The sequence below is a fragment of the Streptosporangium lutulentum genome, from assembly GCF_030811455.1.
GTDB lineage: Bacteria > Actinomycetota > Actinomycetes > Streptosporangiales > Streptosporangiaceae > Streptosporangium > Streptosporangium lutulentum.
In genome coordinates this window covers 7,976,223-8,002,594 of sequence record NZ_JAUSQU010000001.1, presented here as the reverse complement: position 1 = coordinate 8,002,594, position 26,372 = coordinate 7,976,223, and the positions used below count along the sequence as shown (strand labels likewise).

Annotated in this window: 23 protein-coding genes and 2 pseudogenes; 9 read left to right on the top strand and 16 right to left on the bottom strand. The window is 65.5% G+C overall.

Translation table 11 applies throughout. The features are described from left to right. Positions 1-518: 518 nt before the first annotated feature. A complete protein-coding gene (locus tag J2853_RS36040; protein WP_307565244.1) occupies positions 519-764 on the bottom strand; it encodes a hypothetical protein in 246 nt (81 codons plus the stop codon). A 77-nt stretch (positions 765-841) separates the two neighbouring features. Beyond that, positions 842-2,179, bottom strand: coding sequence for an AlbA family DNA-binding domain-containing protein (locus tag J2853_RS36035; protein WP_307565242.1), 1,338 nt, complete (start codon positions 2,177-2,179; stop codon positions 842-844). 904 nt (positions 2,180-3,083) lie between these two features. On the opposite strand from J2853_RS36035, the gene J2853_RS36030 reads away from it, so the two are divergent. The 3 genes from J2853_RS36030 (at position 3,084) to J2853_RS36020 (ending at position 5,230) form a co-directional block, all read left to right on the top strand. Further along, the gene (locus J2853_RS36030) at positions 3,084-4,103 is read left to right on the top strand and encodes a phosphotransferase (protein ID WP_307565240.1); all 1,020 of its coding nucleotides are present in this window, start codon (positions 3,084-3,086) and stop codon (positions 4,101-4,103) included. 162 nt (positions 4,104-4,265) lie between these two features. Next, the gene (locus J2853_RS36025; RefSeq protein WP_307565238.1) at positions 4,266-4,493 is read left to right on the top strand and encodes a hypothetical protein; all 228 of its coding nucleotides are present in this window, start codon (positions 4,266-4,268) and stop codon (positions 4,491-4,493) included. A gap of 302 nt (positions 4,494-4,795) precedes the next feature. Continuing rightward, positions 4,796-5,230 carry a hypothetical protein gene (locus tag J2853_RS36020; protein WP_307565236.1) on the top strand — a complete coding sequence of 145 codons (435 nt, stop codon included), beginning with the start codon at positions 4,796-4,798 and terminating at the stop codon, positions 5,228-5,230. A 309-nt stretch (positions 5,231-5,539) separates the two neighbouring features. Here the strand turns inward: J2853_RS36020 and J2853_RS36015 are convergent, their stop codons facing one another. The 4 genes from J2853_RS36015 to J2853_RS36000 form a co-directional block, all read right to left on the bottom strand. Continuing rightward, positions 5,540-6,046, bottom strand: a complete 507-nt coding sequence (locus tag J2853_RS36015) for a hypothetical protein (protein ID WP_307565234.1) — start codon at positions 6,044-6,046, stop codon at positions 5,540-5,542. A gap of 216 nt (positions 6,047-6,262) precedes the next feature. Next, the gene (locus J2853_RS36010) at positions 6,263-7,831 is read right to left on the bottom strand and encodes a relaxase/mobilization nuclease domain-containing protein (protein WP_307565232.1); all 1,569 of its coding nucleotides are present in this window, start codon (positions 7,829-7,831) and stop codon (positions 6,263-6,265) included. Beyond that, a complete protein-coding gene (locus J2853_RS36005) occupies positions 7,828-8,340 on the bottom strand; it encodes a plasmid mobilization protein (RefSeq protein WP_307565230.1) in 513 nt (170 codons plus the stop codon). Before J2853_RS36005 ends, J2853_RS36010 begins: the two co-directional genes overlap by 4 nt. 567 nt (positions 8,341-8,907) lie before the next feature. Then, on the bottom strand, positions 8,908-9,729 hold the full coding sequence (locus J2853_RS36000; protein WP_307565229.1) for an HAD family hydrolase: 822 nt from the start codon (positions 9,727-9,729) through the stop codon (positions 8,908-8,910). A gap of 293 nt (positions 9,730-10,022) precedes the next feature. Between J2853_RS36000 and J2853_RS35995 the strand changes: the two genes are divergently transcribed. Beyond that, a complete protein-coding gene (locus tag J2853_RS35995; protein ID WP_307565228.1) occupies positions 10,023-10,493 on the top strand; it encodes a hypothetical protein in 471 nt (156 codons plus the stop codon). Between the two features lie 53 nt (positions 10,494-10,546). Here J2853_RS35995 and J2853_RS35990 read toward each other — a convergent pair whose 3' ends face one another. Both J2853_RS35990 and J2853_RS35985 read right to left on the bottom strand, forming a co-directional pair. Next, complete coding sequence (locus J2853_RS35990; protein ID WP_307565226.1) at positions 10,547-12,178, bottom strand: ISL3 family transposase; 1,632 nt, start codon at positions 12,176-12,178, stop codon at positions 10,547-10,549. A gap of 147 nt (positions 12,179-12,325) precedes the next feature. Then, positions 12,326-12,490 carry a hypothetical protein gene (locus J2853_RS35985; protein WP_307565225.1) on the bottom strand — a complete coding sequence of 55 codons (165 nt, stop codon included), beginning with the start codon at positions 12,488-12,490 and terminating at the stop codon, positions 12,326-12,328. A 330-nt stretch (positions 12,491-12,820) separates the two neighbouring features. Between J2853_RS35985 and J2853_RS35980 the strand changes: the two genes are divergently transcribed. Beyond that, positions 12,821-13,843, top strand: a complete 1,023-nt coding sequence (locus tag J2853_RS35980; protein WP_307565224.1) for a serine hydrolase domain-containing protein — start codon at positions 12,821-12,823, stop codon at positions 13,841-13,843. A gap of 60 nt (positions 13,844-13,903) precedes the next feature. Here J2853_RS35980 and J2853_RS35975 read toward each other — a convergent pair whose 3' ends face one another. Next, entirely contained in the window at positions 13,904-14,392 is a 489-nt protein-coding gene (locus J2853_RS35975; RefSeq protein WP_307565223.1) for a P-loop NTPase family protein, read from the bottom strand. A gap of 6 nt (positions 14,393-14,398) precedes the next feature. Between J2853_RS35975 and J2853_RS35970 the strand changes: the two genes are divergently transcribed. The 4 genes from J2853_RS35970 to J2853_RS35960 all read left to right on the top strand — a co-directional run bounded on the left by J2853_RS35970 (position 14,399) and on the right by J2853_RS35960 (position 17,811). After that, positions 14,399-14,686: a hypothetical protein gene (locus tag J2853_RS35970; RefSeq protein ID WP_307565221.1), complete on the top strand. Its 288-nt coding sequence runs from the start codon at positions 14,399-14,401 to the stop codon at positions 14,684-14,686. A 231-nt stretch (positions 14,687-14,917) separates the two neighbouring features. Further along, on the top strand, positions 14,918-15,295 hold the full coding sequence (locus J2853_RS48040) for an STAS domain-containing protein (RefSeq protein WP_370879476.1): 378 nt from the start codon (positions 14,918-14,920) through the stop codon (positions 15,293-15,295). Between the two features lie 429 nt (positions 15,296-15,724). Next, on the top strand, positions 15,725-16,480 hold the full coding sequence (locus J2853_RS35965) for a putative dsRNA-binding protein (protein WP_307565219.1): 756 nt from the start codon (positions 15,725-15,727) through the stop codon (positions 16,478-16,480). 65 nt (positions 16,481-16,545) lie between these two features. Further along, positions 16,546-17,811, top strand: a complete 1,266-nt coding sequence (locus J2853_RS35960) for an MFS transporter (protein ID WP_307565217.1) — start codon at positions 16,546-16,548, stop codon at positions 17,809-17,811. Between the two features lie 218 nt (positions 17,812-18,029). Here the strand turns inward: J2853_RS35960 and J2853_RS35955 are convergent. The 7 genes and pseudogenes from J2853_RS35955 to J2853_RS35925 form a co-directional block, all read right to left on the bottom strand. Then, positions 18,030-18,308: pseudogene (locus J2853_RS35955) on the bottom strand (IS701 family transposase); the annotation flags it as partial. Further along, positions 18,309-19,091 carry a transposase family protein gene (locus J2853_RS35950; RefSeq protein WP_307565215.1) on the bottom strand — a complete coding sequence of 261 codons (783 nt, stop codon included), beginning with the start codon at positions 19,089-19,091 and terminating at the stop codon, positions 18,309-18,311. A gap of 121 nt (positions 19,092-19,212) precedes the next feature. Next, positions 19,213-19,659 (bottom strand): hypothetical protein, encoded by a 447-nt coding sequence (locus tag J2853_RS35945; protein ID WP_307565214.1) that lies wholly within the window; start codon positions 19,657-19,659, stop codon positions 19,213-19,215. Between the two features lie 112 nt (positions 19,660-19,771). After that, positions 19,772-19,905 (bottom strand): annotated as a pseudogene (locus J2853_RS35940) (IS701 family transposase); the annotation flags it as partial. 238 nt (positions 19,906-20,143) lie between these two features. Then, a complete protein-coding gene (locus tag J2853_RS35935) occupies positions 20,144-23,317 on the bottom strand; it encodes a type I restriction endonuclease subunit R (protein ID WP_307565212.1) in 3,174 nt (1,057 codons plus the stop codon). Beyond that, the gene (locus J2853_RS35930; RefSeq protein WP_307565210.1) at positions 23,317-24,552 is read right to left on the bottom strand and encodes a restriction endonuclease subunit S; all 1,236 of its coding nucleotides are present in this window, start codon (positions 24,550-24,552) and stop codon (positions 23,317-23,319) included. The genes J2853_RS35935 and J2853_RS35930 overlap by 1 nt, the downstream gene beginning before the upstream one ends. Further along, on the bottom strand, positions 24,549-26,294 hold the full coding sequence (locus tag J2853_RS35925) for an HsdM family class I SAM-dependent methyltransferase (protein ID WP_307565208.1): 1,746 nt from the start codon (positions 26,292-26,294) through the stop codon (positions 24,549-24,551). The genes J2853_RS35930 and J2853_RS35925 overlap by 4 nt, the downstream gene beginning before the upstream one ends. Positions 26,295-26,372 lie beyond the last annotated feature (78 nt).

Below are 26,372 nucleotides of genomic sequence, written 5' to 3'. Positions count from 1 at the left end.
CGAAAGCGACTCCGCGAGGCGGAGCCGCTTTCAGACGGACAGAGGCAGAAACGCGAAAAGCCCCTGCATCCTGTTAGGGATCCAAGGGCTTCGGTGAGTGGGCACATGTATGCCCGACGGGAGAGATAATAACATCGCTGCCGCCTTACGGCAATTCTTTATTTGGGCAGGTCAGAGCGACCTGAACCGTAGACCTCTTATCATTGGGCAGTTTCGTAACGCTGGATTCATGATCACCACGTTTGCGGATTTACGCCAGCCAGCGGGTGAAGGGTAGATGCTAAACTCACTGACTTCACGAAGGAGCACCACGCCGCGATACTGTACAGCCCGCGCCGCCTAAAGACGATCTTTTGGCGCACCGTTGGACAAGGTGACCTTCGCTCAGATCGCCGCCGTGGTCGGCGATCCGGCCGCTCGAGAAAGTGAAGATCTAGCGCCCTCTCGCACGCCTCCTTGGCGTCAGGAGCGATCAGGGCGCGGCTGGCTGCCGGTCTCCTGGGGGCCTCGGATCAGCTTCAGGCAGCGTCGGCAGGTGACCGCGCCCCGGCCCGGATGCGCCGCGCCCGGATCCCAACCGCTCCCCCGACCATGCAGGCCAGGCCGGGCATCCGCTCCCCGCCTAGCCAGCGCGTCATCACGACCGCGTGCACGATGCCCGAGGAGCGCACCCGCAGGTTGGAACCGTCTGCGTAGGCGGCTCGCGCCGCTGCGGCAATCGTGGCCAGCGCCTCGTACAGGCCAGGCGCACTCTCCTCAGTCATCAGCCCTCTCCACCGGGGGTGGCGGCTTGCCGTTAACGGCTATGGCCACCAGCCCCTAAACGCACTTGACCACGGGTCTAGACCGTCTCGATGCCCGCCGTCTCGGCCCAGGAGCGTATCAAGGCCGCGTTCTTGCCCCACCGGTCTGGGGCAACCTGGCCGTCGGTGGTGATGTGCAGGACATCGGGGTGGCCGAAGGAGCGCATGATGTCTCCAACCAGGTACGCGGCGGTGGCCACCAACTGAGGGGTGTCGTCGGCGAGTTCGTCCAACGGGGCGGCCCGTTCCGCGGTCGCCCCGAGCCGGACGAACCGCCCCAGCCGCGTCGTTATCCCGGACGCCATCGTGCCGAGGTCCATACTCACCGGCTCGGCGTCTCCGACCCTCACACGAATCAGCGCATCCCCCCCGGCGTAGGCATAGTCACGCGCGTACCGGGCGAGAAACCGGACGCCGGACAGCACAGCGATCATGAGGGACTGCTCACCGAGACGACAGGGCAGGTTCTCCTCTGGTTTGGCGCGGCGGGCCTCCTTGTTGGCGTCGACGAGGTGCATGGCGAACACGCCGGCACCATCGGTGTACAACTGGGCGGTGCGTATCTTCACCTGGTCGTCGTGCCCGAGATCGACACCGGTGTCCAGTATCAGGCAGCGGGGACCGGGGGTGGTGTGCTCCCAGGCGTTCAAGCCGCCCGACAGCAGCACCGGATCCTTGTCGCCGAACTCCTGCTTGAAGGCGGTGAAGGTGTTCCAGTTGACGACCATGTCACCGGGCAGGTCCGGCACGAAAGACACCACCACCCAGCCCCCCGAGCGAATAGCACACCGGTTTCGCGCGACCCTCTCGATGTCGTCGACGCGGCCCAGCTGATCGTGGGCAAGGGCGAACCGTGCCCGGTACCTGGTGGCGAGCTCCGGCTCGGACATGTTGGTGGTCTTGTGGCCGATACGTCGTGGCCACCGGTAGCCCTCGTTGATCAGGACACCGTGCGGTGTCCGGGGGCTGCGGGGAACGGCGATGACGTAGCAGCCGATGCCGTCGCGCTCAGGATCGGGGACGGGGATCACCTCGAACTCCGCGTACGGGTGGACGTGGTCGCCGATGAGGCTGAGCAGGCGAGTGTGCTCCTTATCGGATAAGGCAACGCCGGGCAGGTCGGTGAGCTGCGCGTCGTTGTCCTCCTCAGCGCCGATGATGATGAGCCCGCCCTGGGTGTTGGCCATTGCCGCGACGTCGCCGCCAGGTTTGTGGCGGTCGCTCGGCTGGGCCCCGTACATGATCTTGTAATCCAGGTCGGCCGCTTCACGGACCTTGACGTCCTTGAGCGTGACGAGATGTTCCCAGGTGAGGGATTCGGCGGTGATCTGCGTGCCCAGCAGCTTCTCCAGCCGCTGAGATCGAAATGTACTCATGAGCGGGCACAGTACGCGCCGCGGGCGACAACGTCGCGTCCTTCACTCTCGCTGATCATCTGCTCCTGAAATGCCATCTCCCAGAGCACGATGAGCCGAACGCCCGCGCACTGACCCTCTCGTGGCGCTTGGCGCGACGCAATTCGAAAGACCACCTTTCCCGCGGCGTCCCAGCGATGTGGTCCAAGCCGCACTCCGACTCTCGATGTGATCTTCATCACATCAATGGCGCGTCCAGGGAACGGGGGGAGAACTGGGCTCTTCCTGTGGACCCGATCTCCGCAACGCAGCCAACGACATACAGCGACAACCAACGACACTAACGTTCAGTCACCCGCTTGGTGATCTTTCTTTCGTGCTACATCCCACGGCTCGGCGTTCTTCGACATCTCCGGGTTCGTCGGCGAAGGTGCGGTTTTTTGTCGGCCCGCGACGATACCGTTTTGTCTGCCGCCAAGCGGCAGTCATGAACGGTCGGTCTCCCGCGGGGGTCGACCGGACGGGCCCCTCGGTTGATCCCCCGGGACGATGGGGCCCAGTAAGGAGAGATCTCCCATGGCTGCTCACAGGCGGCGCCGTAAGAAGAAGCTGGCCCTCGACGACTGGGGACCGCTCGCGATCCGAGCGCTCTTGATCGTCGTGGACTGGTGGGTCAACGCAAGCGGGCCCAGGTAGGCGTTCGCCTCCCAGGCCCGTAGGCAGCGGGGCTCCGGTTCTTCCCGCAACGTCGGATCGGAGCCCTTGCTGTGCCGCAACGTAATGTGCGGTCTGTTGCGGTAAGACTATCTGGAGAGACCGACATTTCCGCGAGGCTCCGCAACGGTCCGCGAGATTCCGCGGAGTTTTGCCGTGTTCGCCGCTTTCCTCCCGGAGCGAGGAACCACAGGACCTTTAGAATGACTGAATGTCCCTCCAGCATCTGACCCACAACCGACTCAACGGAGTGACCGGCGGTATCTGGCGGGACGGCAACATCGTCCATAAGGTCCTCACCCATCGCCGCGATGACGCCCCTGGCCACTGGGCCTCCTCAGCTGACCCGGCACACTGGAACTACTGGCGTCGAGAGGCACTTGCCTACGACACCGGCCTCCCCCGACAGCTCGGCCTCGGCGCACCGACGGTCCTCGACATTCGGGAAGTCAGCGACGAGGAGATCGAACTGCTGCTGGAGGACGTGCAAGGCCACCACTCGTCACAGTTGTCCGTCCAAGACCTCGTTGAGACCGCCCGGGCGCTCGGTCGCAGCCAGGGACGCAAAGACCTTCCTGAATACCCATGGCTCAGCCGAGGTTTCCTCCGGGACTACAGCACTTCCCGACCTGCGGACTGGCGTCTCCTCGAAGAGGACCGAGCGTGGTCCCAGCAACTGATCAAAGACCACTTCCCGCCGGAGCTTCGCGAGGGGCTTCGCCACTTGCACCTCAACCAGGAACGCCTGTTGTCGCTCATGCAGACCTTGCCCCGCACCGTCTGCCACCTGGACGCCTGGCCCAACAACATCATCCGACGCCCGACCGGCGAAGTGGTGTTGCTCGACTGGGCCTTCGTCGGTGACGGCGCCCTGGGCGAAGACATCGGCAACCTCATCCCCGACTCCGTCTTCGACCTGCTCATCCCCCACCAACTGCTCGGCGACCTCGATCGCCAGGCCACCCGGGCCTACCTCGAAGGCCTGAATGAGGCCGGCTGGGCCGGCGACGAGCGCCTGGTGAGGCTCGGGATCTGCGCCTCCGCGGTGAAATATGACTGGCTCACCGCCAGAAGCCTCGAAAGGGCTTCAGCCGACCAGCACACCGACTACGGCGGCGACACCACCGTCGACGCAGACGCCCGCTACGCCGCCCGAGCCGCCGGGCTCTCACTCTGTGCCCAATGGGCCTGCGAGGCAGACCATCTCGCACACGAACTCGGGATCTGGTGACCCGATCGGCGCCCTCCGCACACAAGGGTGACAAAGTCTTCGACGCTCCGAAGCCGCGGGAACCGAAGAGATCCCTTCAACTGCTCAGCGCAACAGATCGAGCCCCGTCCCTCATCGCACACTGACCAAGATCATTTAAGTTAAGCCTGTGTTCGGTGCCCGATGCTGCGAGTCGACCCCCGTCGGCGAGGCCATCTCGTCGGGATCATCGATAATCTCGCCGACCGCATCGAGGCGGCCACCGCCAACAACTGGCTCGGTGAAGTCCAAGCCCTCCAGGTCAGCCTCGACGCGGCCAAGGCCAAGCTCACCACCCTCGACCGGATTAACCGCACCCAAGATGGCAAGCCCATCCATCTCGGGATGCCTATCCTCGGAGTCCCTGCATAGCCCGCAACGGAGAGTAACCACGAACTGCCGTGCTTAGCCTCTGTCGCTAATCCGGAGAAGGGGACGGGAACGTCATTGTGCGCCGATCTCACTTTTTGCACCGGGACTCCATCGCATCGTGACCTGGTCGCCATCGGCGGCTCGCCGAACTCGGTGTCGATCCTGTGGTCGAATGCGTCGGCGGCCGCCACCGCGGAAGTCCGCCGGGTTGCCTCGCTTGCCCACCGGCACCAACCGTGATGCGGTTAGCTCGACGTCAAAGGTGATCGCGACCGTCATCTTGTCGCGGAGGGGAGTCCCCGATGAGTGAGACGTCGCCGATCGAGTCGAAGTGGCTCCGGCGGGTGCGGCTGACCACTCAGGGTGTGGTCATCGTGCTGGGAGCGGTGCTGATGGTGTGGCTCTCGCTCACCGACCTGTTGGCATGGGCAGAGTCGCCGCAGGGGATCGGCCAGTCGGCGTTCTGGGCGTGGCTGGTGGCGCTCTGGCTGACCCTGTCCCCCATCGCGCTGGCGCTGCAGGCCGGACTGGACTGGCGACGCGGCTACAGCGCGCGCCGAATCCTCATCGCCGCATGGGGTCTGATCGCTCTGTCCACCATCATCCAGTGGGAGGCCGGCGGCTCGCCATTTGAGATCATCTCCAGGCCCATCGTGCTGGCCATCATGCTTTTGATGCTGCGACCCGTCGACCCTGTCGACCACGCTGATCCCGAAAAAGGCAGCAGCGATGGATGAGTTCCGAGCTCGCACCGAGACCGCCTCGGACCGTCGGCGAGGCCTCGCCTCGCGTTGTCGTTGAGCACCAGGGCGACGTCGTGGCTCGGTGGCACGCCGGCGACGAAGGAGTTGGCGTGGCGTCGATCGCCGTCAACCATCACGGCGGGCACCGAAGTGGCGATCGCGAACGGTTCCACAAATCGCACCGGCGCCGTGGTCGTGGCCCCCGCCGGAACGCATCGGACCGCCCGGTGAGCCCCTCGCAAGGTGGGGGAAAGCGGCGCCGCTGTCTGACATGCCGCCACCGCGAGGAGCCCGTGACCACGGTCACCGGGAGCGGCGGGAGGCGTTGCGCTGCAGGTGCTCGATGCCGCCTGGGTAGGCCTCGCCGAGCGCGGCCACCACGTCGATCAGGGCCCGGTAGAGCTTTTCGTGGTGCCAGTGCTGGCGGCCCAGTTCGCCCTCGCGCAGCTGCCGGGTGAGCTCATCGAGGTGCACCCGCCACGCGTTCGCCGTCGCCGGCACCACCGTCGTCGTCTCGACGCGGGGCTGCGCGGCGGGCTCGGGCACCAGGCGAGTCTGCACGACGGTCTCGCGGATCACCTCGCGCACCGGCCCGGTGCGCACCGCGCCGGTGGCGATGTCGCGCTGCAGCCGGGCCTCGGCCGAGCGCACCTCCCAGGCCCGGTTGCGGCACGACTTCGAGCAATAAGAGGCCGGGCGGCCGCGCCCGGAGTAGGACACGTGCTGCCGGCACCAGCCGCAGGAACGGCCCAGCAGTTGCTCGTAGACGTGCACCTCGACCGGGACATCGGGCTGCGGCTCGGTGGGCATCGCGCTCCTTTTCGTCCCGGACGTATCGACGCGAAAGCGTCGATACCTTAGCACTACTTTTTGATGGCCTTGTGGCGCTTTTCGTTGTCCTGCGTGCTTGTCGGTACGGCTCGATGCCTTCTCTGCTGATGGCTTAGTGATGATCAGCCTGGTTCGTATCGGTCGTGAAATTCCGCTTCCTACTCGTGGACTGCTGCCTTCGTGATCTTCGGTGGTCTACCGGCCGCGTCCCTGCGACGGCCCGCCCCGATCGCGGCGCACCGCGGGCCTGGCCCGCGCGGCCGGGTCGGTGCCGGGCGGGCCCATTGGCGGGGCGGGCGCGGTCGACGACCCCAGATGGGCCGCGAGTTCCCGGGCGCTGGGCGGCGGATACGCGGCACGCACCCGCTCCAGGCCCGCGTCCAGTTCGGCGGCCAGCCGGGGCCGCTCCGCCGCGGCCTGCCACAGGCAGATCGCATGCGCCAACGCCACCACGGCCAGCAGCAACAGCGTCATCCCCAGGGAGGTGCGGGCGTGCCGGATCACCATCGCCACCCCGCGCAGATCGGCCAGGCCGCCGCGGCGCACCAGGCGCCGATCGGGGTGAGCCGGAGTTTGCGCGGCTCGCGCCAGTAGGTCGGCCGTCGCGGCGATCGGGCCCGGCCCCTGGTGTTCCATCCGGTCCGATAATCCGGCCATCAGCGCGGCGGCGTGCCGGGCCGCGCTCGACCACAGCGCCACGTCCTGGAGCCGACTGCTGCCGAGCTGGGCGGTGACGGCGTCGACCCGGGCGACGGCCTGGCCCCACGCCGCGGTCCCATAGGCGGCCCGCTCGTCGGCTTCCTTGGGGCCGGCCACGTCGGCCTCCCGTCTCCACTGCGCCAGCGCCTTGGCCGCGCTCTCGGCGGTGGGGGCCGGCCAGTGCTCGCGCAGCCGCGGCAAGCTCAGGTCGGCCGCGAGCCGACCGCCGCCGAACCACACCCGCCGGTCCTTCATCTCCGGCCGGTCCTGGCCGTCCTTCGCCTGACCGCGTAGGGCGACGCTGTAGCCGACCACCTCCTGGCTGTTCTTGCTGTAGCGGGCGCGCACCGAGAGCCCCGAGCGGCGGGCCCGGCGCACGAACTCCGCCTCATCGGCGGAGATGAGCGCGCACGAGCGCACCAGGCGGGCGATCCGCTGCCGCTCAGGGACCTGCCCGGCGCGCATCCGCTGGTGTTCGGCCTTGGAATACCCCGGCATGCCCCGCCCGGTCCGTCCCTCCACCGCCGCCAGCCCGTAGCGGCGCTCCATGTCCGCACACACCCGGCTCATCGTGCGCCGGTCATTCCAGGTCGAGGCCAGCGTGCCGTCCTCGCGCACCAGGTTCACCATCAGGTGGATGTGGTCGTTGCCGCCGACCGAGCGGCCGTGATGCACCGCGATCCACCGGCACGGCGCCCGGCCGACCGCCTCGTCGAACCCCATCCGACTGATCGCGGTGCGGGCGATGTCGGCCCACTGCTCATCACCGAGCCGACGCCCCTGGAGCGACTCCTCCGGCGGCAGCGAGATCGCGCAATGCCACACCCACCCGCCCGGCGGCGCGACCCCGAGCAAGATTCGGTGCGAATCCATGTCGCGGCCCAGCGCGTAGATGGCCTCGGCGTCGACCAGGTGATCCAGCCGGGTTCCCTCGGCGAGCCCCAGCGTCACATCGGCCGCGATGATCCGCTGATCGGTGTGCTCCTGGCTGGAGCCGGGCCCGAACAGGTAGCGCACCAGCCCGCCGGGGCTACTGCCACGCCGAGCGGAGATGAAGTTGTTCACCGGTCCCGGCCCCCATCTCGGCCGTGCTCCTGGCCCTGCTCGACCTCGATGTCCAGGCCGGCGTCCCCGGCCTCGGCGCGACGGCCGAACGGCAGGCCGAACGCCCCGTAGACGGCGGCCGCCGCGTCCAGCCGGTTCAAAAACTGCAGCGTCGCGACCATCGTCGCCTCCAACGCCGCCGGCACCTCCCCGGTGGCGTTGGCCACCTTGGCCAGCTGGTTGAGATTGACCCCGACCGCGGCCACCAACCGGCGCGCGGCCAGCAGCTCCGCGGCGTTGGCACGCAACTGCGACGCGGTCGCCGCGTCCCCGGCCAACCCCGCCTCGACCAGAAACCGCGGCACGCTCACCCCCGCCTGCCCGGCCCGCGCCTCGACGACGGCCTGCTCCTCCTGCGACATCCGCACCGAATGCTTGTGCGGCCGCCCGCCCTGCTGCCGCCTCTGCCGAACAGGTTGCCGCTCTCTGAGCGACCGGCCCGCGCTCTCGTCCCGATCGCCCTCCGTCATCCGGCTTCCCCCTCAACCCCCAGCGGAGCGACCCGCCCACGGCGGGACATCTCCTCGCCGACGATAGGAGAGGAGATCAACAGGGCGAAAGCCCCCGAAGTGATCCGGCGCCGGATCACATATCTTGCTGGTGTTGAAACTTCTGTGAGCAATTGCATCAGGTGTGTACACGATTGTCCCGTCCGGGTGAACCTTGCGAGTTCCGGACTTACCTTGCGAGGGATCTTGCAACGTTCGGATTAGGGCTGCGACCCGGCGACTGCTGATAGCCCAAGATGCGTTGTGTGGCTGAGTTGTCTGTGATGCCGGGCGGAGCTATACGGCCGGTTGATGACTTCGAGTTCGCGTACGTGACGGCGAACGGAGTGGAAGTCCGGCAGGAGCTCACGGAGGCGTGGGCGGCACCGCGGGAGACGGGACAGCCGGTCCGCCGGTTCTGTCCCTACAAAGGGCAGTGCTGTCGGCCAGTTCGGAGTTGGGCAGGAGTCCCTCGAAGCCGTGGAGCGAGTCTTCAACACGGACGAAGGCGCCGAAGTCGGGTCTGTTAATTAAACGATCTTGTAACTGCTAACCCTGGATATGGCTGCTTTCGAGGTGCGCTACGGCGTCGACCACGTCCGGGAATACGTCGATGAACGCGTCGACATGGTAAGCATCGAAGTCATCGCGCTGCCTGACGCCGCTTTGCAGGCACGCGATGAAGCGCAAGCCAGCGCCGTTGGCGGCCTGTGCATCGCTGGGGGAGTCACCAACGTACAGGCATTGGCCGGGCTGTAGCCCAGCGGCTGCAAGGAGTTCGTCGAAGGCGCGAGCGTCAGGCTTGCTGAAGCGCATGTTGCCCCCGTGGTAGACGGCGGTGAGCCGGTCAGCGAGCACGTGGTCTGGAGCAAGCAGGTGCTCTACCTCCGCCTCGGTGCGCGACGTCAACAGCATGATGCTGCGTCCTGCGATGGCAAGCTTGTCGAGTGCTTGGAGGTTTTCCGGCGCGACGACATCCAGCCGGCCATCTGCTACGTACTCTCGGAGCGCAACTTGATAAACAGCCGTGAAACTCTCAAGGTTCACGCCTGGTGAGCGCTGTGACATCGCGTCGAGCAGGGGTTGTCCCCACGTCGACATGTGCACAGCACGTAGCATCGGCTCGCGGCCGATTCGCGCTAACACCTCGTTCTCCAGTTCGAAACACACCGCCTCGGTCAGGCAGAGGGTGTCGTCCACATCAATCGCCACGGCGCGGATCACAGCGTAAAGATAACGCGACTCAGAAGCGCGCGAACCGGTCCTGCCGCTAGATGGGATGGTGGGACTATCCAGCTGGAATTGAACGCACCCCAGCGACGCGATCATCCTGCGCCCCAGCGATATCGACAAAATCATCCAGTTCGCCATCGCGATCAGTGGAAACCTTCACCCGGACCGGACAACGATTGTCCGGTGCGGGTCATCTCTTCAGGTTCCAGACTTACTGTTGCACGCGGAAATGATGTCAGTGGGTGCGCGGGATTGTTGGGCTCTGGCCCGCTCTCGATGATCGAATTACGGAACGTGAGGAGCGTGGCTGGTGCCTGGATCGAACCTCATTCGGGTGACGGAGGCGTCGGTCAGATGATGGTCGTCCCAGGCACGAGGTGCCATGCTTTCCGGGAGCCAGAGAAGACCCGACTTCGCGAAGGGGATCTGCGGTGCGTCATGTGATCGAGACGGTGATTCTCTCGGCTATCGGCCGTGTCAATCAGATGGTGTTCTGGGCCTCGCGGAGTCGTGTAGTGCTCTACCGATTCCAGGGCAGGTCGGGCGTCATGCTCACCATCACCGAGACGGACGCGCCGATGGGCAAAACCGTGATTGTCGGCTACCTGCCCGACGGCGACGACTACATAATTCTGGCTGACGAGGCAGAGGCTGACGAGCTGACGGCCCTGCGCGCCGCTACCAGCGTGTCCGCCGAGTTCACCCCAGGTCAGCACGTCGCAGTTGATATCGCCGTGCTGACCGACGACGTGGAACGCGCCTCACTCCTCGACCGGCTGCTCAGACACACCTCCCTCAACGAACGGCACGAGATCGTGCGGCGTCGCGAGTTCCCCATCGCTCGCCTGACTCCCCACCACAAGCCCGGCTCCGGCGCCTCAATCGCAAGGGTCTCTTTTTGAAGGGCGATCTCGGGTAAATCCGATGATCGAGGTGACCGAGCGTGGTGTGCGGGTCAGCGATAGTGGAGTACTCGGATGCGCAGGAGATCGAAGTTGGCGCGGCCGAACATCTGCCTTTTCAGAAACTTGATCTTGTTGACGATGCCTTCGACGGCACCGCTGCTGTGAGGTAGGGACAGTCCGGCGGTCACCGCGGCGTGGTCGCGTCGCAGGCCGGTGGCGAAGGCGGCCAGCTGGGGTGAGCTTCCCGCCGCGGTCTCGGCGATCCAGTCGTCGAGCAGGTGACCATCGCGGTTGGTCATCATCGTGGCGAAGCTGCGGATGTGTCTGGCGGCGGTGTCGAGTTCGAGACAGCGGCCGAGGACCTCTTTCAGCTGAACGTGGCTGCCGGCTGTCAGGTGGTCGGGATGGGACATGATCCATCCGGTAATGTGCCGGGGCTTGGGCGGCGGGCAGGGCGCGGGCTGTACTTTTTGGTATCCGCGCAACGGAGTCAGCCAGCCTTGGACCGCGCGCCGGTTACCGGTCCAGCCCTGGGCTTGAATCTCTTGGTGCAGCTGGGTGGCGTTGGTGCAGCCTTCGTTCCACCGCCGGGTCAGGTAGGGCTTGAACGCATCCAGCTTGCTGGAGCGGTTGAGCGTCGGGGCCAGGAGCTCCTCCACGCTGGTGGCACCTGCGAACTTGCGGGCGGTGCGAAACGCCAGGCCGAGTTCACGGCTGATCGCATTCAGGGACGCGCCGTTGCTCCTCAAGATCTGCACCTGGGCGTAGCGTTCCCGAGTCCGCGCCACTATCGGCCGCTCGTTGCCGTAGGAGTCCAGGGACGTGGGTCGCTCGACGGGTTCGACCTGGCCGCCGGTCTCGTCCTCGGCCACGGTGCCTGCTTCGGGGGCTTCCTGCAGGCAGGACCGGTGAGCGCGGATCGTTTTCTCCAACGCCTGGGCGAGGTTCTGCCACAAGTGGAAGCGATCTGCGACTTGGACGGCCTCGGGAGCACCCTCCCGGGCGCCGTCGGCGTAGGAGCCGGCCCGGTCCCGGCAGATCACCTGCACCCCGGGACGGTCCTTCAGCCAGGCGGCCAGGTCGCCGGCGGTTCGGCCGTCCAGCAGATCGATAGGACGGTGGGTGTCCATGTCCACCAGGATGGTGCCGTAGGAGTTTCCCCGCTTCTTGGCGAAGTCATCGACGCCCAGCACCGTGACCTCCCCGACCTCCGGATCGGGCAGTGCCCGCAGCATTCGCAACAGCGTGGAGCGGCCCACGGGCACGCCGGCTACGGCGGCCAGGCGAGCACCGGCCCGCCCGGCCAGCGCTATCGCGATCGAGGTGAGCAGAGCACGTAACGCGCCGGTGCGACGGGCATGTCGTTGCGTCAGTCCGTCAACCTGCTCGGCGAAGATCTCCCGCTCACAGGCGGACGCACCGCAGAAGAACCGGCGCACCTGCAGTGCGACCATGACCGGCCGTCCACCCGCCGCCAAGTCCCACACAGTCCGCCGGTACCGGCTGTGCACCCGGGCCGAGGACAGACCACACTGCGGACACTCGGCTTCGGCTGCCATGGTCCGCGCCGTGATCAGCACGGTGTCACCGTGGTCCTCAACACCCTGGACGTGCACGTCCTTGAGGGCAGGGCAGAACAGGTGAAGGCAGCAGGCATCGTCGCCCGCCGGGGAATGCAGCACAATTGACTCCACGGCCGCTCGTTGGTGATTGGGTTCTCGACAAACCAGATCGTTGACGAGCGGCCGCTTGTATGTGCGACCCGTTACGAAACCGCGATCAACGACGGTATGCGCCCAGCACTCTCCGAGCTCTCTCCGAACTCACCCTCAGTCACTAATCATCGAGAGCGGGCCAGAGCCGATTGTTGTCAGTGGGTCGCGCGGACTTAATGTCAGTGAACGGCTGCCGGTCACCTTGGGCGGCCGGGGATGCTCGCCGTAGTAGTCGTCCTGCGCTTCCCAGCCAGCCATTTCGGCGTCACGGCGTCGCATCGCACGATGATGACGTGACGGTGGCGGCGGCGTGTCTTCGTCCGTGTGAGCCACTGGGAAGTCAATCACCCACCACGCGCCCTCGTGGTCGCTGGTGTCGTGTGCGACGTATCCGAGGCTGAACAGCACATCGTCCCGAAAGCACGTAAGATCACGTCACGCTGTCTACCTTGTTGAGCCTTTGTGTCGCTCCGAGGACAGGGCCGTCAGAAGTACCCTGTGCCCCTCGCGGCTGAGTCGTCGCCGTCGAACGCTTCCTACGCCGGTTCCCATCCGATGCCGAGCTCTGGTGAGCCCGGCATACGACGTCGATCCCCCAGGAGTCAATAAGTGGATCATTTACAGGCTGCGCTGGAGGAGCTGGCGGCAGGACGCGGCCTGGGATTGTTCGCGCTCGTGGCGGACGCCGGCGAGGTGGTGTTCACCGGCAGCGTGGGTACCGCCGATCTGGATCGCCCGCGCCCGATCGAGGCCGGCGACCGCTTCCGCATCGCGAGTGTGACCAAGCCCTATCTCGCCACGGTGGTGCTGCAGCTGGCGGAACAGGGTCGGCTGTCACTGACCGACACCCTCGACCGCTGGCTTCCCGGGCTGCTGCCGGGCGGCGAGCGGATCACCGTGGAGCACTTGATGCGGATGCGGTCCGGGCTCCCCGACTACGTGTGGGCCGTGCTGGGCGATCCGCCGGACGTCGCCCGGTTGCAGAGGTATTTTGCGCCTGAAGAGCTGGTGCACATCGCCTTGGCCCAGCCCGACCGGTGGGAGCCGGGCCGGCGATGGCGCTACTCCAACACCGATTACATCCTGCTTGGGCTCATCGTCGAGCGCGTCACCGGGCAGCGGGTCCAGGAGGTCCTGGCCGAGCGTCTGTTTCAGCCGCTCGGCCTCACCTCGACCGACCTGCCGGCCACCGATCTGCACATCCGAGGGCCGCATGTGCGCGGTTATCTGCGCATGGATGCCCAGTCTCCATACATCGACTGCACCGATTACACCCCTTCGGAAGCCTGGACCTCCGGTGCGATCGTCTCCACCCCGCTGGAGGTCGCGCGCTTCCTCGACGCTCTGCTCGGCGGCCGCCTGCTCTCGCCCGCCTGGCTGGCGGCCATGCGTTCCACCCAGCCGGCGCATCTGGACATGAGCTACGGGCTCGGGCTCTTCGGCTACCATCTGCCCGACGACATCGCCCTCTACGGACACGGCGGCGGCCACTTCGGAGTGAACTGCTACGCCTTCCGGTCCGAGAGCGGACGCACCGTGGTCCTCTACCAAAACAGCTGGGACCGTGTCACGGGCGCCATCCCACGTGACAGCCCCTTCCTCCGCGCGGCCTTCAGCACTCCCGTGAACTGACACGAGAAGTGCCCAGTCCTACCCCGAAGCCGTCGTCCAGCTATCCGGATCTCGGGACAGCTATCGGTTGTGGGCCTGGTCGTCTCTGGAAAGCTGGGCGAGGAATCGCCGGACCGCGCGAGGGTTGCGCAACAGGTGGGTGTCCGCGTGAGAAGCATGCGCGGCGATTGCCCGCGTCACGCGGGGGAGACTGCGTCGCCGGTAGGCCCAGACCCAGCGCCAGAAGTCGGCACGTTCGCGGCCTCGCCGGATCGTCCGCCAGGCACATCGTGGGAAGGAAAAGTCCAACACGATGATGGTGTCGGCCATCCGGAGTCGCACGTCGAGGGCGGTGTCGTAGGGTCCGAGGTCGCCGTCGAGGATCCAGGCGTCCTGCTGGACCAGCTTCTGTTGACGAGCCGCCCATTGGCCGGGAGCCGTCGCGGTGAGACCGGGCTCCCAGAACAGAGTGTCCAGTTCAATGACGGGCAGCTTCGCCGCGTCGCCCAGGCGGCGAGCGAGGGCCGATTTGCCCGCGCCGCCACGACCGAGGATCACTACCCGTCTCATGCTCTCATGATGACCTGGTGTTGGGGGTCGATGTCCTGCCTTGGGCTCGTCCATGCCGTTGATCGCGATTCGGGGGTTGATCGACAACGAAACGACCAGTGGCGCTACGCCAGCCCGGGGCCGCGGTTGCTACCTCTGGGGCCAACCACGCTCGGCACGTTCACGGTCGTGTTTCAGAGCCAGGCGTACGGCGAAGTAGATGACCAGAAACTGAAGGAGAGCACCGAGCAGCACGAAGAGCAAACCCACGCTAGAGACACCGAAATTCATGATTTCTCCCTCATCGTCATGTGATCATCCTGCCTACCCCGGCCTACTTCGTCCATCGTTGATCCCACGACAGGAGCTGTTTTCAAGCCAGTGAGCACTGAAGAGGTGAGTGAACAACTGAGCAACAACGCCCCCGGCTGCCCGCGGACGCTTTATGGCTCTCAGTCCTTGCAATTGCGATCATCCCGGAGCTGAGTGCCCCCGCCGGAGGCAGAATGAAACAGGGCCGGGCAGGGACGGGAAGGCGGATGTGCCATGTCGAGTGAGGAACCTGCAACCAGGCTGGAGATTCAGCCGGTGGGCCATGGCGAGTGCACCGTTCTGCATGTGAGAGGCGAATTCAACCAGAACACTGCTCCGGCCATGCGTCTACGAGACGAGATAGTGAGTTTGAACATCGATGGTCCTCCGTGCTTGGTTCTCGACTTGGAGGGAATTACCGCTTGGGATGAGGAGGGAGTCGGGGCCGTCATCGCTACGTTGAAGCGAGTCATGGTGGCTGGTGGCCGTCTGGTTGTTGCGGCGACTCCCGCTGATCTCATGGAGCGTTTTCGGTGGCAGCGGTTGGATCAGCGGTTGGAGCTTCGGGAGACCGTTGAGCAGGCCGTAAACGAGTTCCGCGCTCCCAGGTAGGCGGCGGGGCGAACCTGTTCTCCCAGTTCAACAAGGACACACACGGCACGGCAGGACGCTTCGACATCCCCACCCTTCGCATGATCAAGCACCGTGTCGAGGACTCGATTCGATTCCTATCCACGCTGGTTCGAGGCCTCAGCCGCTGACCCAGCCGTCAACAGCAACGCTGGTCACAGATCGCGGTCACGAGCCCGGCACCCCTTCTTCCCTCACCGCTCCCCAGTTCGCCCTCCTGCGGCCTGTTCGGCTGGCGCGCGGCCGACTGTCCAGTCCGTCGACCGAGCGTCAGCGAGGGAGCGGACTTGACCGGCGGCAAGCGTCGGCCACACTCCGGGCCGGGGGCGAGTCGACGTGTCTCCGCCCCGAAACCGTTCGGACCTCTATGGGTTCTGCCGGGCCGGGGTGTCTCTGGCAGGGTGAGATGCCGTGAGCACCGACGAACAACAACAGCAGCTGCAGCCGCCTCCGGCCTCGCGTCGCCGCGGCGGCCTGGCCGCCACCCGGGGCGGGCACCAAGAAAGCGAGCGGTCGTTTTTCTGCCGGGTGTGCCAGCGCGCCGAGCGCGGTGTGTGGGTGCCGGCCGGCTGGTACCTGCTGGAGCGCGCCCCGGGCGGCAAGGGCCGCCATATCCGGCTCGGGTTGTACTGCAGCGTCGCCTGCCTGGTGCGGGCGGGGGAGATGCTGGGGGAGGGCGCGGCCGAACACGCCGCCCGCCTCGATCTGCCTACCGAGGCCGACCGGCGTCGGGAGCGGGAGCGGGTGATCGAGGTCGCCCAGACGTTGCTGTCGGGGGGCTTGAGCATCCGCCAGGCCGCCGAGAGCTTGCACGTGGCGACCTTCACCTTGAAGGCGTGGTTGAAAGAGGCCGGAATCCAGATCGTCCCGGCGAGTATCTCCCACACCGCGACGCCGACGCCGGCCTCCGGCGCGCCCGTGCTGGCGCCGGGGGAGCATCATCCGGTCAGCGTGCTCAATGAGTGGACCCAGCAGGGCCGCATCGACGGCATCGACTGGCACCTGCAGGCCACCGGCCCATCGCATGCGCCGGCCTTCACCGCGACCGCCACCACCCACCCGGCCGGGAGCAAGGAGCCGATCTCCGCGCAAGGCAGCGGGGCGAGCAAGACCGCCGCCCGGGCCGCGGCCGCCGCCGCGCTACTGGCCCAGCTCACCTCTTCCTGACCCCTCCCCGAGAAGCTCCGGCGCGTAGGGGCGTTGACAGGTCCGGACCGCGTAACCATGGTGCAATGGTGGGGCCGCGAACCCGGTGGGGACTGCTGCGCGACTTCGGCTTTCGGCAGCTGTTCATCGCCACCACGATCAGCCAGCTGGGCAGTCAGGTCAGCCTGCTGGCGCTGCCGTTGGTGGCGGTCTTGGCGCTGGACGCGTCCAACTTCCAGGTTGGCGCATTGACCGCCTGCGGCACGATCGCGTTCCTGCTGGTCGGACTGCCCGCCGGAGCATGGGTGGACCGGATGCGCCGGCGCAACGTACTGATCTTCGGTGATATCGGGCGCGCCCTGGTGCTGGGCTCGGTGCCGCTGGCCTGGGCCATGGGCGCGCTGAGCATGATCCAGCTGTATCTGGTCGCGCTGGTGACCGGGGTGCTGACGGTGTTCTTCGACGTGGCCTATCAGAGCTACCTGCCGCACCTGGTCGGCCGTGAGCATCTGGTCGAGGGCAATGCGAAACTCGAGGCCGTGCGAGCCACCGGCCAGGTCGCCGGACCGACCCTCGCCGGCGTGGTGATCCAGGTGGTGAGCGCGCCGCTGGCCGTGACGCTGAACGCGCTGAGCTTCGCCGCCTCGGCCCTGTTCGTCCGGCGGATCCACACCCGCGAAGAGCTGCCGGCGCGCACGCGCGACACCCGTCTCAGAGCCGAGGTGATGGAGGGCCTGCGGTTCGTGTTCGGCAATCGGCTGCTGCGGGCGATCGCGTTGTCCATCGCGCTGTACAACCTGCTGTCGGCGGCGCGGGTGGCGATGCTCCTCGTGCTGCTGGCCCGAGAGCTGCACCTGTCCGCCGGCACGATCGGGATCTTTTATTCGATCGCCTCGGTGGGCAGCCTCCTCGGGGCGCTGACGGCCACGAAGATCGCCACACGGATCGGCCAGGGCCCGGCGATCTGGGTCCCGATCGCGATCGCCGCACCGTTCCAGCTGCTGATCCCGATGGCCCAGCCCGGCTGGCTGTTATGGACGGCCGCCTGCGCCTACCTGGTGATCTCGTGCTGCGTCGTGGTCAACAACGTCACCCAGGTCAGCTTCCGCCAACGATTGACCCCCGAGCACCTGCTCGGCCGGATGAACGCCACCATGCGCTTCCTCGTCTGGGGCACCACCCCGATCGGCGCCCTCATCGGCGGCGTGCTCGGCCAACTCCTCGGACCACGCCCCACACTGTGGCTGGCCGCCATCGGCGCGGCGATCCCGGTCCTGCCGCTGATCCTTTCCCCGCTACGGCACCTGCGTGAACTACCGACACTGAGCGACCGCGAGCACCTACTCGACTAATCGTTCCATCGGGGGTCTTAATCGCGTGTGCCTAGTGACACAGCCTTAATACGACAACGACAGGTTGTTATGGGATCTTCGTTTATGGTGGCTGATCCGAGCTCGGGCTTGGCTGGTCCGGCGCCAGATCGACCAGGCAAGGATGTGGTCGACCGGATGAGCGATGGGTGCGGTGATGCGGTTGAACAGCCGACGCACCTCATGGACCGTCAACGGAATCAGGCCGGTTGCAGAGCTGGTCGCGAGCCCCTTTTTTGCAGGCCGTCCCGGGTGATCACCAAGAACGCCGCAGCGGTCATCGACAGGGTGACATGGCGATACCAGGCCTGAAATGAGCGGACCTGGTAATGATCGAGGCCAACCTCGTTCTTAGCCATCTGGAAGCATTCCTCGATCGCCCACCGGGTGCCCGCGACCCGAACCAATTCCTCCAGGCCAGTATCTGCCGGACCGAAACACAGGTAGTAAGCGATGTCGCCGGGGTCACTGAGCTCTTTTCATCTTGGGTATCGGCCCTCTTCGACAAGCTGCAGTACGAGGATCGCCTGCACGAGTGCGGTCGCACGATGCGGGCAACAGCGCAGCTTGGTCAACACCTTCCAGGACTTCAAGGTCGCGACGGCACGCTCACCGATAGCTCGGATACGGGCATGGGCACGATTGACCTCCCGCTGCGCACGCGACAACCAGGGCCGATGGCGATGCCGTTTGAACGGCGTCCTGACCGTGCCGCCCGCTCCTTGATAGCCCTTGTCCGCGAAGGTCTTCACGCCGGCGCTGGTCAGGGCGTCGACAAGACCGACCGTCCGGGCTGCGGTCACGTCATGAACAGCGCCCGGCAGCGCAGGTGATGCCCACACCAGCCGGCCTACGGGGTCGGCCAGCAGTTGCACGTTCATCCCGTGCTGTTTGTGCTTACCGCTGTAGTACGGCCGCTCGTCGGCGAGGCGATCGATAGGGATCAAAGTGCCGTCCATGATGGTGTAGGCCAGCCGGCATGCGCGCTGGACGGCGGCGTGCACGTCGTCGGCCAGCACGGCCAGGAGATCGACAGCTTCGCGGATGTAGCGCCAGGCCGTGGTGGTGCCGATGCCGAACCCGGCGGCCAGGCGGGCATAGGTATCGCCGTTGCGCAGGTGGGCCAGGACCAGCAGCGCTTGCCGGGCCGGATCTAATCTTCGCCATCGGGAGCGACGTTCAGCGCGCCGAGTGCAGATGAGTTCGGCCAGGCGAGCCAGGGGGTGGTTGGACAGCGGAATCGAGGCACGGTAAGACAGCAACGAGGCTCCCGGTTGGGGCAGCGGATCTTGGTCGACTGCTGTCTTCCCGGGAGCCTCCCCTCATCCGCCACCGTTTTCCGTTAACCCGGCGTGACCAGGGCCGTCAGGTGGGAAAAGCTCATCAAAGCTGCCTGGATCGTAGTGATCTCCCGCAGAGGCTTGCCGTTGCCGCCGGTGAACACCCCCCGGGTGCCGGCCAGGTGTCTGCTGCCATTCGCATCCGCCACCGGTGCACATAGTCCTGGAGGCCTGCCTGCGTTCGCGCCATGTCCAGCCACTCCTGAGCCGCGCGCTTGAACTCGCGCAGGGCAAGGGTCTCGCTGTCGGTCCCGTAATCGACGGGCCAGCCGTCGACGATGTCGTCAATGTCCATCCAGATGCAGTAGATGCTGCCCGCAGGCCACAGGTCCTCCGAGTGGGGTGATTCCATACAGTGGTGCATCACGTCATAGACGAAGTCGCCCGCCTGTCCCACGTCGTCACTGGCGAGGATGCCGCGCATGAATGGGTCGAGCTCTGCTGCGAGTTCGGCGAGTAGGTCCAGGCCCACATGCTGGGGGTCTGTCATGACTCCAGTATCGCAGGCCGGTGCTGAACTGCTTGTGGTCAGCTTGGCCAGGACCCTGAGGATCGTTGGACTCCCGGTTCACCTGCTGTGAACTGCGGTTTCAGGATGAAAAGGGCTCACTGATGGATCGACGGGCCAGCAGCCAATGCCCATCCCCGGACGGCGCAGAGGCCGGATGTCGATCGCCGCCCAGTCGGCGGTGCGCGGTCCGCGGCTGCCTGCTCCACAACTGAGCCGCCGCCAGGCATCCTCACCGACAAGCTCCTCGACTTCCCCACCGACGGCACCCCCGACGCCTGGCCGCCGTATGCCGAACTCGCTGGCGTCCGGGTGTATTTCATTCACGTCCGGGCCCTGCCACCGACCACCACCGCCAGTAAGGCTGGCAAAGCCACCCGTGTGGTCATCGCCCGCGATGACCTCTCCAACCCCGATAGCGCCTGACACCCAATAGACGGTGTGGTCTCTACTGGCCATGGGAAATTCAGAGTGAACTGTGAGGGGATACCTCAAGATCTTGAGCAAGGCCGACATGCCCCTTGTCGATCGCGGCCTCGTAGAACGCGTCGGCGAGGGCCATGATGATCCCTTTGATCGCAGGCCCGTCGGTGAAGAAGTAGTCAGCCATGGTGGTGTGCGCCTTCTGGTTGTCGGCGACGACCTCGGTGACGGCGGACTGGAAGTCCTGCGACTCCATGAACTGCTTCTTCGAGTTCACCCGGGTCTGCTGGACCAGGTCCGGGTCGGCGAGCAGTCGCTGCACGAGCCCCTGCACGAACTCCCGGATCTGGGACTCGGCGAACGACTCGGCACCGAAGAGGTCGTTCATCTTGTCGATGACGACCTGGAGCGCGACGTACTTCGGCTCCTTCTTGGTGCCGGTGCCTGCTCCGCTGATCCCCTTCAGCTCGCCGTCTCCGGTCAGCGAGATGTCAACCGCGATTGCCTTGCTGTGCTTCACACCGACCAGGACCACGTCCGAAAGGTCGACGTCGGCGCTCCAGGAGGACTCGGCGATGACCTTCTCCAGAAGCCGGAGGAAGATCGAGAGCATCTCCATGTACGGGTCGCCGTAGTCGACGATCTGGCTCATGAAGTCATAGAGCCGCACGTAGGTGGAGACGTCCTTGCGGAAGAGGTCGAGGGTGTTGAGCGTGACCTTGTCCTCGGCCTCGATCGCTGCCGCGTAGCGACGCCGGAAGTCATGCTGGGCCGGGCTGATTGCCGCCGAGAGCGCGTTGTTGCCCTTGCGGGTGACCCACAGCTCGGCGACCTGGCGGACCTGCTCCTCGGTGTAGATCCCCGCCTGGGCGAGCTTGTTCGCAAGGTGTACGACGACGTACGGGTCGGTCTCGGTCTCCAGGGTGGCGTTGGTGAAGTACGGCTCGAAGGCGGCCCTGATGTCGTCGGGCTTGTTGACGAAATCGATGACGAACGTCTTGGCCTTCTGCTCCCCGCCGGCGGTGCGGTGAGTTCGGTTGAGCCGGGAAAGGCTCTGCACGGCGGTGACCCCAGAGAGCTTCTTGTCGACGTACATCGCCGAGAGCAGCGGCTGGTCGAAACCGGTCTGGAATTTGTTGGCGACCAGCATGATCTTGTACGTCTCGCCCTTGAACGCCGCGGCCAGGTCGGCGCCCGCTCCGGGGTTCATCTTGGCTTCGGTGAACTCGTCGTCGTTCGACGGCGTCGGCCCCCAGTCCTGGCTCCACTTCTCGTTCTCGGTCATCGACACCGACCCGGAGAACGCGACCAGGGTCCGGAAGTTGTACGACGCGTCCTCCGCGGCCCGCTTGGCGATGTAGGCGTCGATCGCCTTCTTGTACTTCACCGCGGCCTTGCGCGAGTCGGTGACGACCATCGCCTTCGCCTTGCCCTCCAGGAGGTGGGCGACGTTGACGTGGAAGTGCTCGACGATGATCTGCACCTTCTGGCTGATGTTGGTTGGGTGGAGCTGGACCCACCGCATCAGCCCCTTGCGTGCAGCCGACTCCTCCACCTCGCCGCCATCGCCGCTCTCGGCCTTGCCGGCGATCTTTAACGCGGTGTCGTAGGACTGGTAGCCCTTGAGCACGTCGAGGATGTAGCCCTCCTCGATCGCCTGCTTCATCGAGTACAGGTGGAACTCGTGCGGCTTGCCGTCCGGCCCCTTGCGGCCGAACAGCTCCAGGGTCTTGTTCTTCGGCGTTGCGGTGAAGGCGAAGTAGGAGATGTTCTCCGACTCGGCCCGCTCGGCCATCTCCGAGGCCAGGACCGCCTCGACGTCGACCGAGCCGCCGTCCTCGATCTCCTTGATCTCCTCGGCGGTCAGGACCTTCTTCAGCTTCGAGGAGATCTGCCCCGACTGCGAGGAGTGCGCCTCATCCGCGATGACGGCGAACCGCTTTCCCTTCAGGCCGGAGTCGGCCCGGATCTCATCCAGTGCGTACGGGAAGGTCTGCACCGTCACCGCGATGATTAACTCGCCATTCTTCAGCGCCTGTGCCAGCAGGCCGGACTTCGACTTCGCACCGGCCTTGCGCACGTCCTCGGGGCTGATCGTCGCGACGATCTTCCCGCTGCCGTCGATCTGCCGGATCGCATCCTGAAGCTGCCCATCGAGTACCGTGCGGTCGACGACCACAATGATCGAGTCGAAGACCTTCTCATCGTCGACGTGGAGCCGCGCGAGACGGTGCGCGGTCCAGGCGATCGTGTTCGTCTTCCCCGATCCTGCGGAGTGCTCGATCAGGTAACGCTGGCCGACACCCTCCTCAGCCACGGCGGCCACAATTTTCGTGACCGCCTCCCACTGGTGGAGCCGGGGGAACAGCATGCTCGTACGGCGCACCGACGTGCCGGTCGCGACGTCCCACTCCTCCTTGGTCTCCACCATCATCAGCCGGCCGATGATGTTGAGCCAGGCGTGCTTTTCCCAGACCCGCTCCCACAGGTACGCCGTCGCCGACCTTCCGTCCGCACCAGGCGGGTTCCCGGCACCGTCGTCGAAGCCGGTGTTGAACTGCAGGAATTGCGTCTTCTCGCCCTCCAGCCGGGTCGTCATCGCAGCCAGGTCGTTGGAGACCGCAAAGTGGACCAGCGCTCGGTGTCCGAACGACAGCAGCGGCTCGACTCGGCCGCTGGTCAGCGGGTTGCGTCCCTTGCGGTACTGCTGGATCGCCTCGTTCAGTGACTGGGTAAAGTCGGTCTTCAGCTCCACCGTCGCGACCGGGAGCCCATTGACGAAGAACACCAGGTCAATGCTGCGCTGGTCGGCGGTCGAGAAGTGCACCTGTCGCATCACCCGGACCCGCATCGCCGCATACTCGGCGTTCGTCGTCTCGTTCAGCGTCGTCTCGGGCCGGAACTGCGCCATCTTCAACCGGCCACCGCCGATGTACTGCACCCCGCTCCGCAGGATGTTCAGCATCCCACCGCCATGTTCGAGTGGCTTGTCCAGTGCCGTGGTCAGCACATCGAGGAACTTCGCCTGCGACCCTGCCGCCTTCAATGCCTTCTCGTGCGCCGGCTTCTGGGTCGCCTCCAGCCACGCGAAGAGGTCCTCGGGGAACAGCGCCCGCTCACGGTCATAGCCGGCGTCGTTAGTCGAATAGAGCCACCCGTGGGCCACCAGGTGCTCACAGATCTCGGTCTCGAAGACAACCTCGTTGTGGTCGGCCACTACGCCACCCCAGGCATGACGATCTGACCCGTCACAGCCGCCGTGATGAGTGCGGACCTGCGTTCGCGGGCGAGCTCGATGAACCGCTCAGCCTCAGCGATGAGCGTATCGACCTTTGCAGTCTGATCATCAAGGTATGCCATGATCCGTCGTTGCTCATCCAAGGGGGGCACCGCGATCTTGAAGTCAGCGAGCAGTGGACGCCGTAGCGATTCCATGGTGACCGTGTTGCTCCCCGCGAGCGCGACCGGCCGGAGGAACGTGGACAGGAAGTAGTAGAAGTACCAGCCTGAGACGCCTGCAAAGTCTTTGAAGACATAGACACGCTGGTGTGCTTCGAACTTGCCCTTGAAGTAGTGGAAGACCTTGCCTGTGCCCCCCTGACCATCGCCAGGCGTCATGACCGCTTCGCCATCGAAGGAGTAGTGGTCGATCCGCAGAACTTCGCGGCCGCGCACATAGAACGGGTAGTCGCCGTCCTCAGTGGCGTTTCCCGAGTCTTCGGAACCAGTGGTGATTGTGCAAAGGTGTCGGGTCGGAACCATTCGCCAGTGCCTCGGTATGGCACCCAGCAGCTCCACTCCGGACGGCCCTTTATCTGCGGCATCGAGGCCGGACAGGAGTACCGAGCGGATCGTTGCCTCGCGCCGCTCGCGGAGCATCTCGATCAGGCGCTGCTGCTCCTCGATGAGCGTGTCGATGCGGGCGATCTCGCGGTCGAGGTAGTCGGCGATGGCACGCTGCTCCTCCAGCGGCGGCACTGGAACCGCCATGCGAAGGAAGACCTCTGGGTAGATACGGAGCCGCGACGACCAGATTCCTCGAGAGACCCGAGTCATCTCAATCACGTACTCGGTCGAGCGATACAGATAGTCGAAGAATCGCGGCTCGAACGGTGCCGAGGGGCGCGGCCGGTAGACACCATAGGCCGGGCTCACGATGCCTGCATGTCGAGCGACGCCAAGAGCGCCCATCCAGGCCCACATCGTGTTAATCACGAGGTCGCCTTGCTCGACAACACGGTAGCCGTCGAGGCTCTCGGCCTCGGTCATCGTGACGTTCTTCTCCGATCTGGGACCGACTCCAGTTAGATGCGAGACGCTTAGGAGTTCCTCAGAGCCGTCCGTCGACAGCGTTTGCGCCTCGAACAGCAGTTCCTTATTCCGCATCCAGCACCAGTGGCGTGGAATCGAGGCGGTCCAGGCTGCGGCTAGATCGGTGTGGGCGTTGGTCACTGCTCAACCTCGTGCAGCAGGTCGAGGATCTTGGCGACCTGCTTCTCCAGGTCAGCGTCGATCTCGGCGAGGGGGCGGGGCGGGACGTAGTTGTAGAAGTGGCGGGCGAAGGGGATCTCGTAGCCGGTCTTGACCTTGGCCCAGTCGATCCAGGCGTCAGGTACGTGTGGTTTCACCTCGATGTCGAAGTACGCCTGGATGACCTCGGTCTTAGCCGCGGCGCCAGCAGTCGAGCCGCTGTAGGTGAAGGGCACATTTTCGGTGTCGCGCTTCTTGGAGTCGGGCTTCGGCTTGCCCTTGCGGTCGACGACCGGTTTGCCGTCATCGTCGAGCAGGGGTCGTTCGACGATGACGGTCCAGTACCCGAACTCGTCGTTACGCAGCACCTTGGAGAGCTCCGGATCGGCGTCGGTGAAGTCGGCGTACAAGCGGAGGACCTTGGCACGGTCGTCGTCGCCGAGCTCGCGGCCCTTGCTGCCGAGGTTCTTGCGCAGCTTGGTCCAGAACGACGTGCCGTCGATGAGCTGGACCAGGCCCTTGCGGTCGAGGTGCTTAGTGTTGTCGAGGATCCAGATGTAGGTGGCGATGCCGGTGTTGAAGAACATGTTGGTTGGCAGCGCGACGATCGCCTCGACCAGGTCGTTCTCCAGCAGCCACTTGCGGATGTTGGACGGGCCGGACTCCGCGGCCCCGTTAAAGAGCGGCGAGCCGTTCATGACGATCCCGACCCGGCCGCCGCCATCCTCGGGGGCGCGCATCTTGTGCGCCAGATGCAGCAGGAACAGCATCTGCCCGTCCGAGGTGGCGGGCAAGCCCGGCGCGAAGCGGCCGTATGGGCCTGCCTCGTCACGCTCCTTGGTGACGGCCTTGGCGTACTGCTTCCAGTCGACGCCGTACGGCGGGTTGGACATGCAGAAGTCGAACTGGCGGCCCTTAAAGGCGTCGCTGGTGAGCGTGTTGCCGAAGGCAATGTTGGACGCGTCGTGGCCCTTGGCGAGCAGGTCGGACTTGCAGATCGCGTACGACTGCGGGTTGTACTCCTGACCGTACAGGCTCAGCCGGGCGTCCGGGTTCTGCGCGAGAAGGTGCTCCTCGGCCAGGGCAAGCATGCCGCCAGTGCCGGCGGTGGGGTCGTAGAGCGTACGGACAATGCCTGCCTCGGTCAGGTCGGCGTCCTTCTCGGCGAAGAGCAAGTCGACCAGCAGTCGGATCGCGTCACGCGGCGTGTAGTGGTCACCGGAGGTCTCGTTCGCGGCCTCGTTGAACTTGCGGATGATGTACTCGAACGCGTCCCCCATGTCGGCGTTGGACACGACATTGGGGTGCAGGTCGACGGCGCCGAAGGACTTCACAATCTCGCGCAGGAGACCGGCCTTCTCCAGAGCGATGATCTCCTTCTTGAAGTCGAAGTACTCGAACACATCGACATCGGCGGAGAACCGGTCGATGTAGTCGACGAGATTGTCTTCGAGCCCGTCCGCGTCCTTCAGAAGGTTGGCGAAGCTGTACTTCGAGGTGTTGTAGAACGGCCGGTCGGTGGCCTTCTTGACCTCAATCCGGAGCCGGTTCGGGTTCTCGTATGCTGCAGCCAGGTCTCGGACGGTCTCTCGGTCCGGCTCCAGGATGCAGTCGAGGCGCCGAAGGATCGTGAACGGGAGGATCACGTTCCCGTACTGGTTGGGGCGGTAGGGACCCCGAAGCTGGTCGGCAATTGACCAGATGAAACTACCGAGCGTGCTCACAAGGCTCCTTACGGAAATCGCTCAACGTGCATAATTACGCTGGCCCACTGGGGTAGTCGTAGTCCGGGCAAAGCAACG

Bases quoted from the DNA above. Each gene is read 5' to 3' on its own strand.
- J2853_RS36040 (WP_307565244.1), bottom strand. From the start codon at position 764: ATGACTGAGGAGAGTGCGCCTGGCCTGTACGAGGCGCTGGCCACGATT.
- J2853_RS36020 (WP_307565236.1), top strand. From the start codon at position 4,796: ATGAGTGAGACGTCGCCGATCGAGTCGAAGTGGCTCCGGCGGGTGCGG.
- J2853_RS35985 (WP_307565225.1), bottom strand. From the start codon at position 12,490: ATGCGACGCCGTGACGCCGAAATGGCTGGCTGGGAAGCGCAGGACGAC.
- J2853_RS35945 (WP_307565214.1), bottom strand. From the start codon at position 19,659: ATGACAGACCCCCAGCATGTGGGCCTGGACCTACTCGCCGAACTCGCA.
- J2853_RS35960 (WP_307565217.1), top strand. From the start codon at position 16,546: ATGGTGGGGCCGCGAACCCGGTGGGGACTGCTGCGCGACTTCGGCTTT.
- J2853_RS48040 (WP_370879476.1), top strand. From the start codon at position 14,918: ATGTCGAGTGAGGAACCTGCAACCAGGCTGGAGATTCAGCCGGTGGGC.
- J2853_RS36035 (WP_307565242.1), bottom strand. From the start codon at position 2,179: ATGAGTACATTTCGATCTCAGCGGCTGGAGAAGCTGCTGGGCACGCAG.
- J2853_RS35970 (WP_307565221.1), top strand. From the start codon at position 14,399: ATGATGACCTGGTGTTGGGGGTCGATGTCCTGCCTTGGGCTCGTCCAT.
- J2853_RS36025 (WP_307565238.1), top strand. From the start codon at position 4,266: ATGCTGCGAGTCGACCCCCGTCGGCGAGGCCATCTCGTCGGGATCATC.
- J2853_RS36005 (WP_307565230.1), bottom strand. From the start codon at position 8,340: ATGACGGAGGGCGATCGGGACGAGAGCGCGGGCCGGTCGCTCAGAGAG.
- J2853_RS35975 (WP_307565223.1), bottom strand. From the start codon at position 14,392: ATGAGACGGGTAGTGATCCTCGGTCGTGGCGGCGCGGGCAAATCGGCC.
- J2853_RS36000 (WP_307565229.1), bottom strand. From the start codon at position 9,729: ATGGCGAACTGGATGATTTTGTCGATATCGCTGGGGCGCAGGATGATC.
- J2853_RS36030 (WP_307565240.1), top strand. From the start codon at position 3,084: ATGTCCCTCCAGCATCTGACCCACAACCGACTCAACGGAGTGACCGGC.
- J2853_RS36015 (WP_307565234.1), bottom strand. From the start codon at position 6,046: ATGCCCACCGAGCCGCAGCCCGATGTCCCGGTCGAGGTGCACGTCTAC.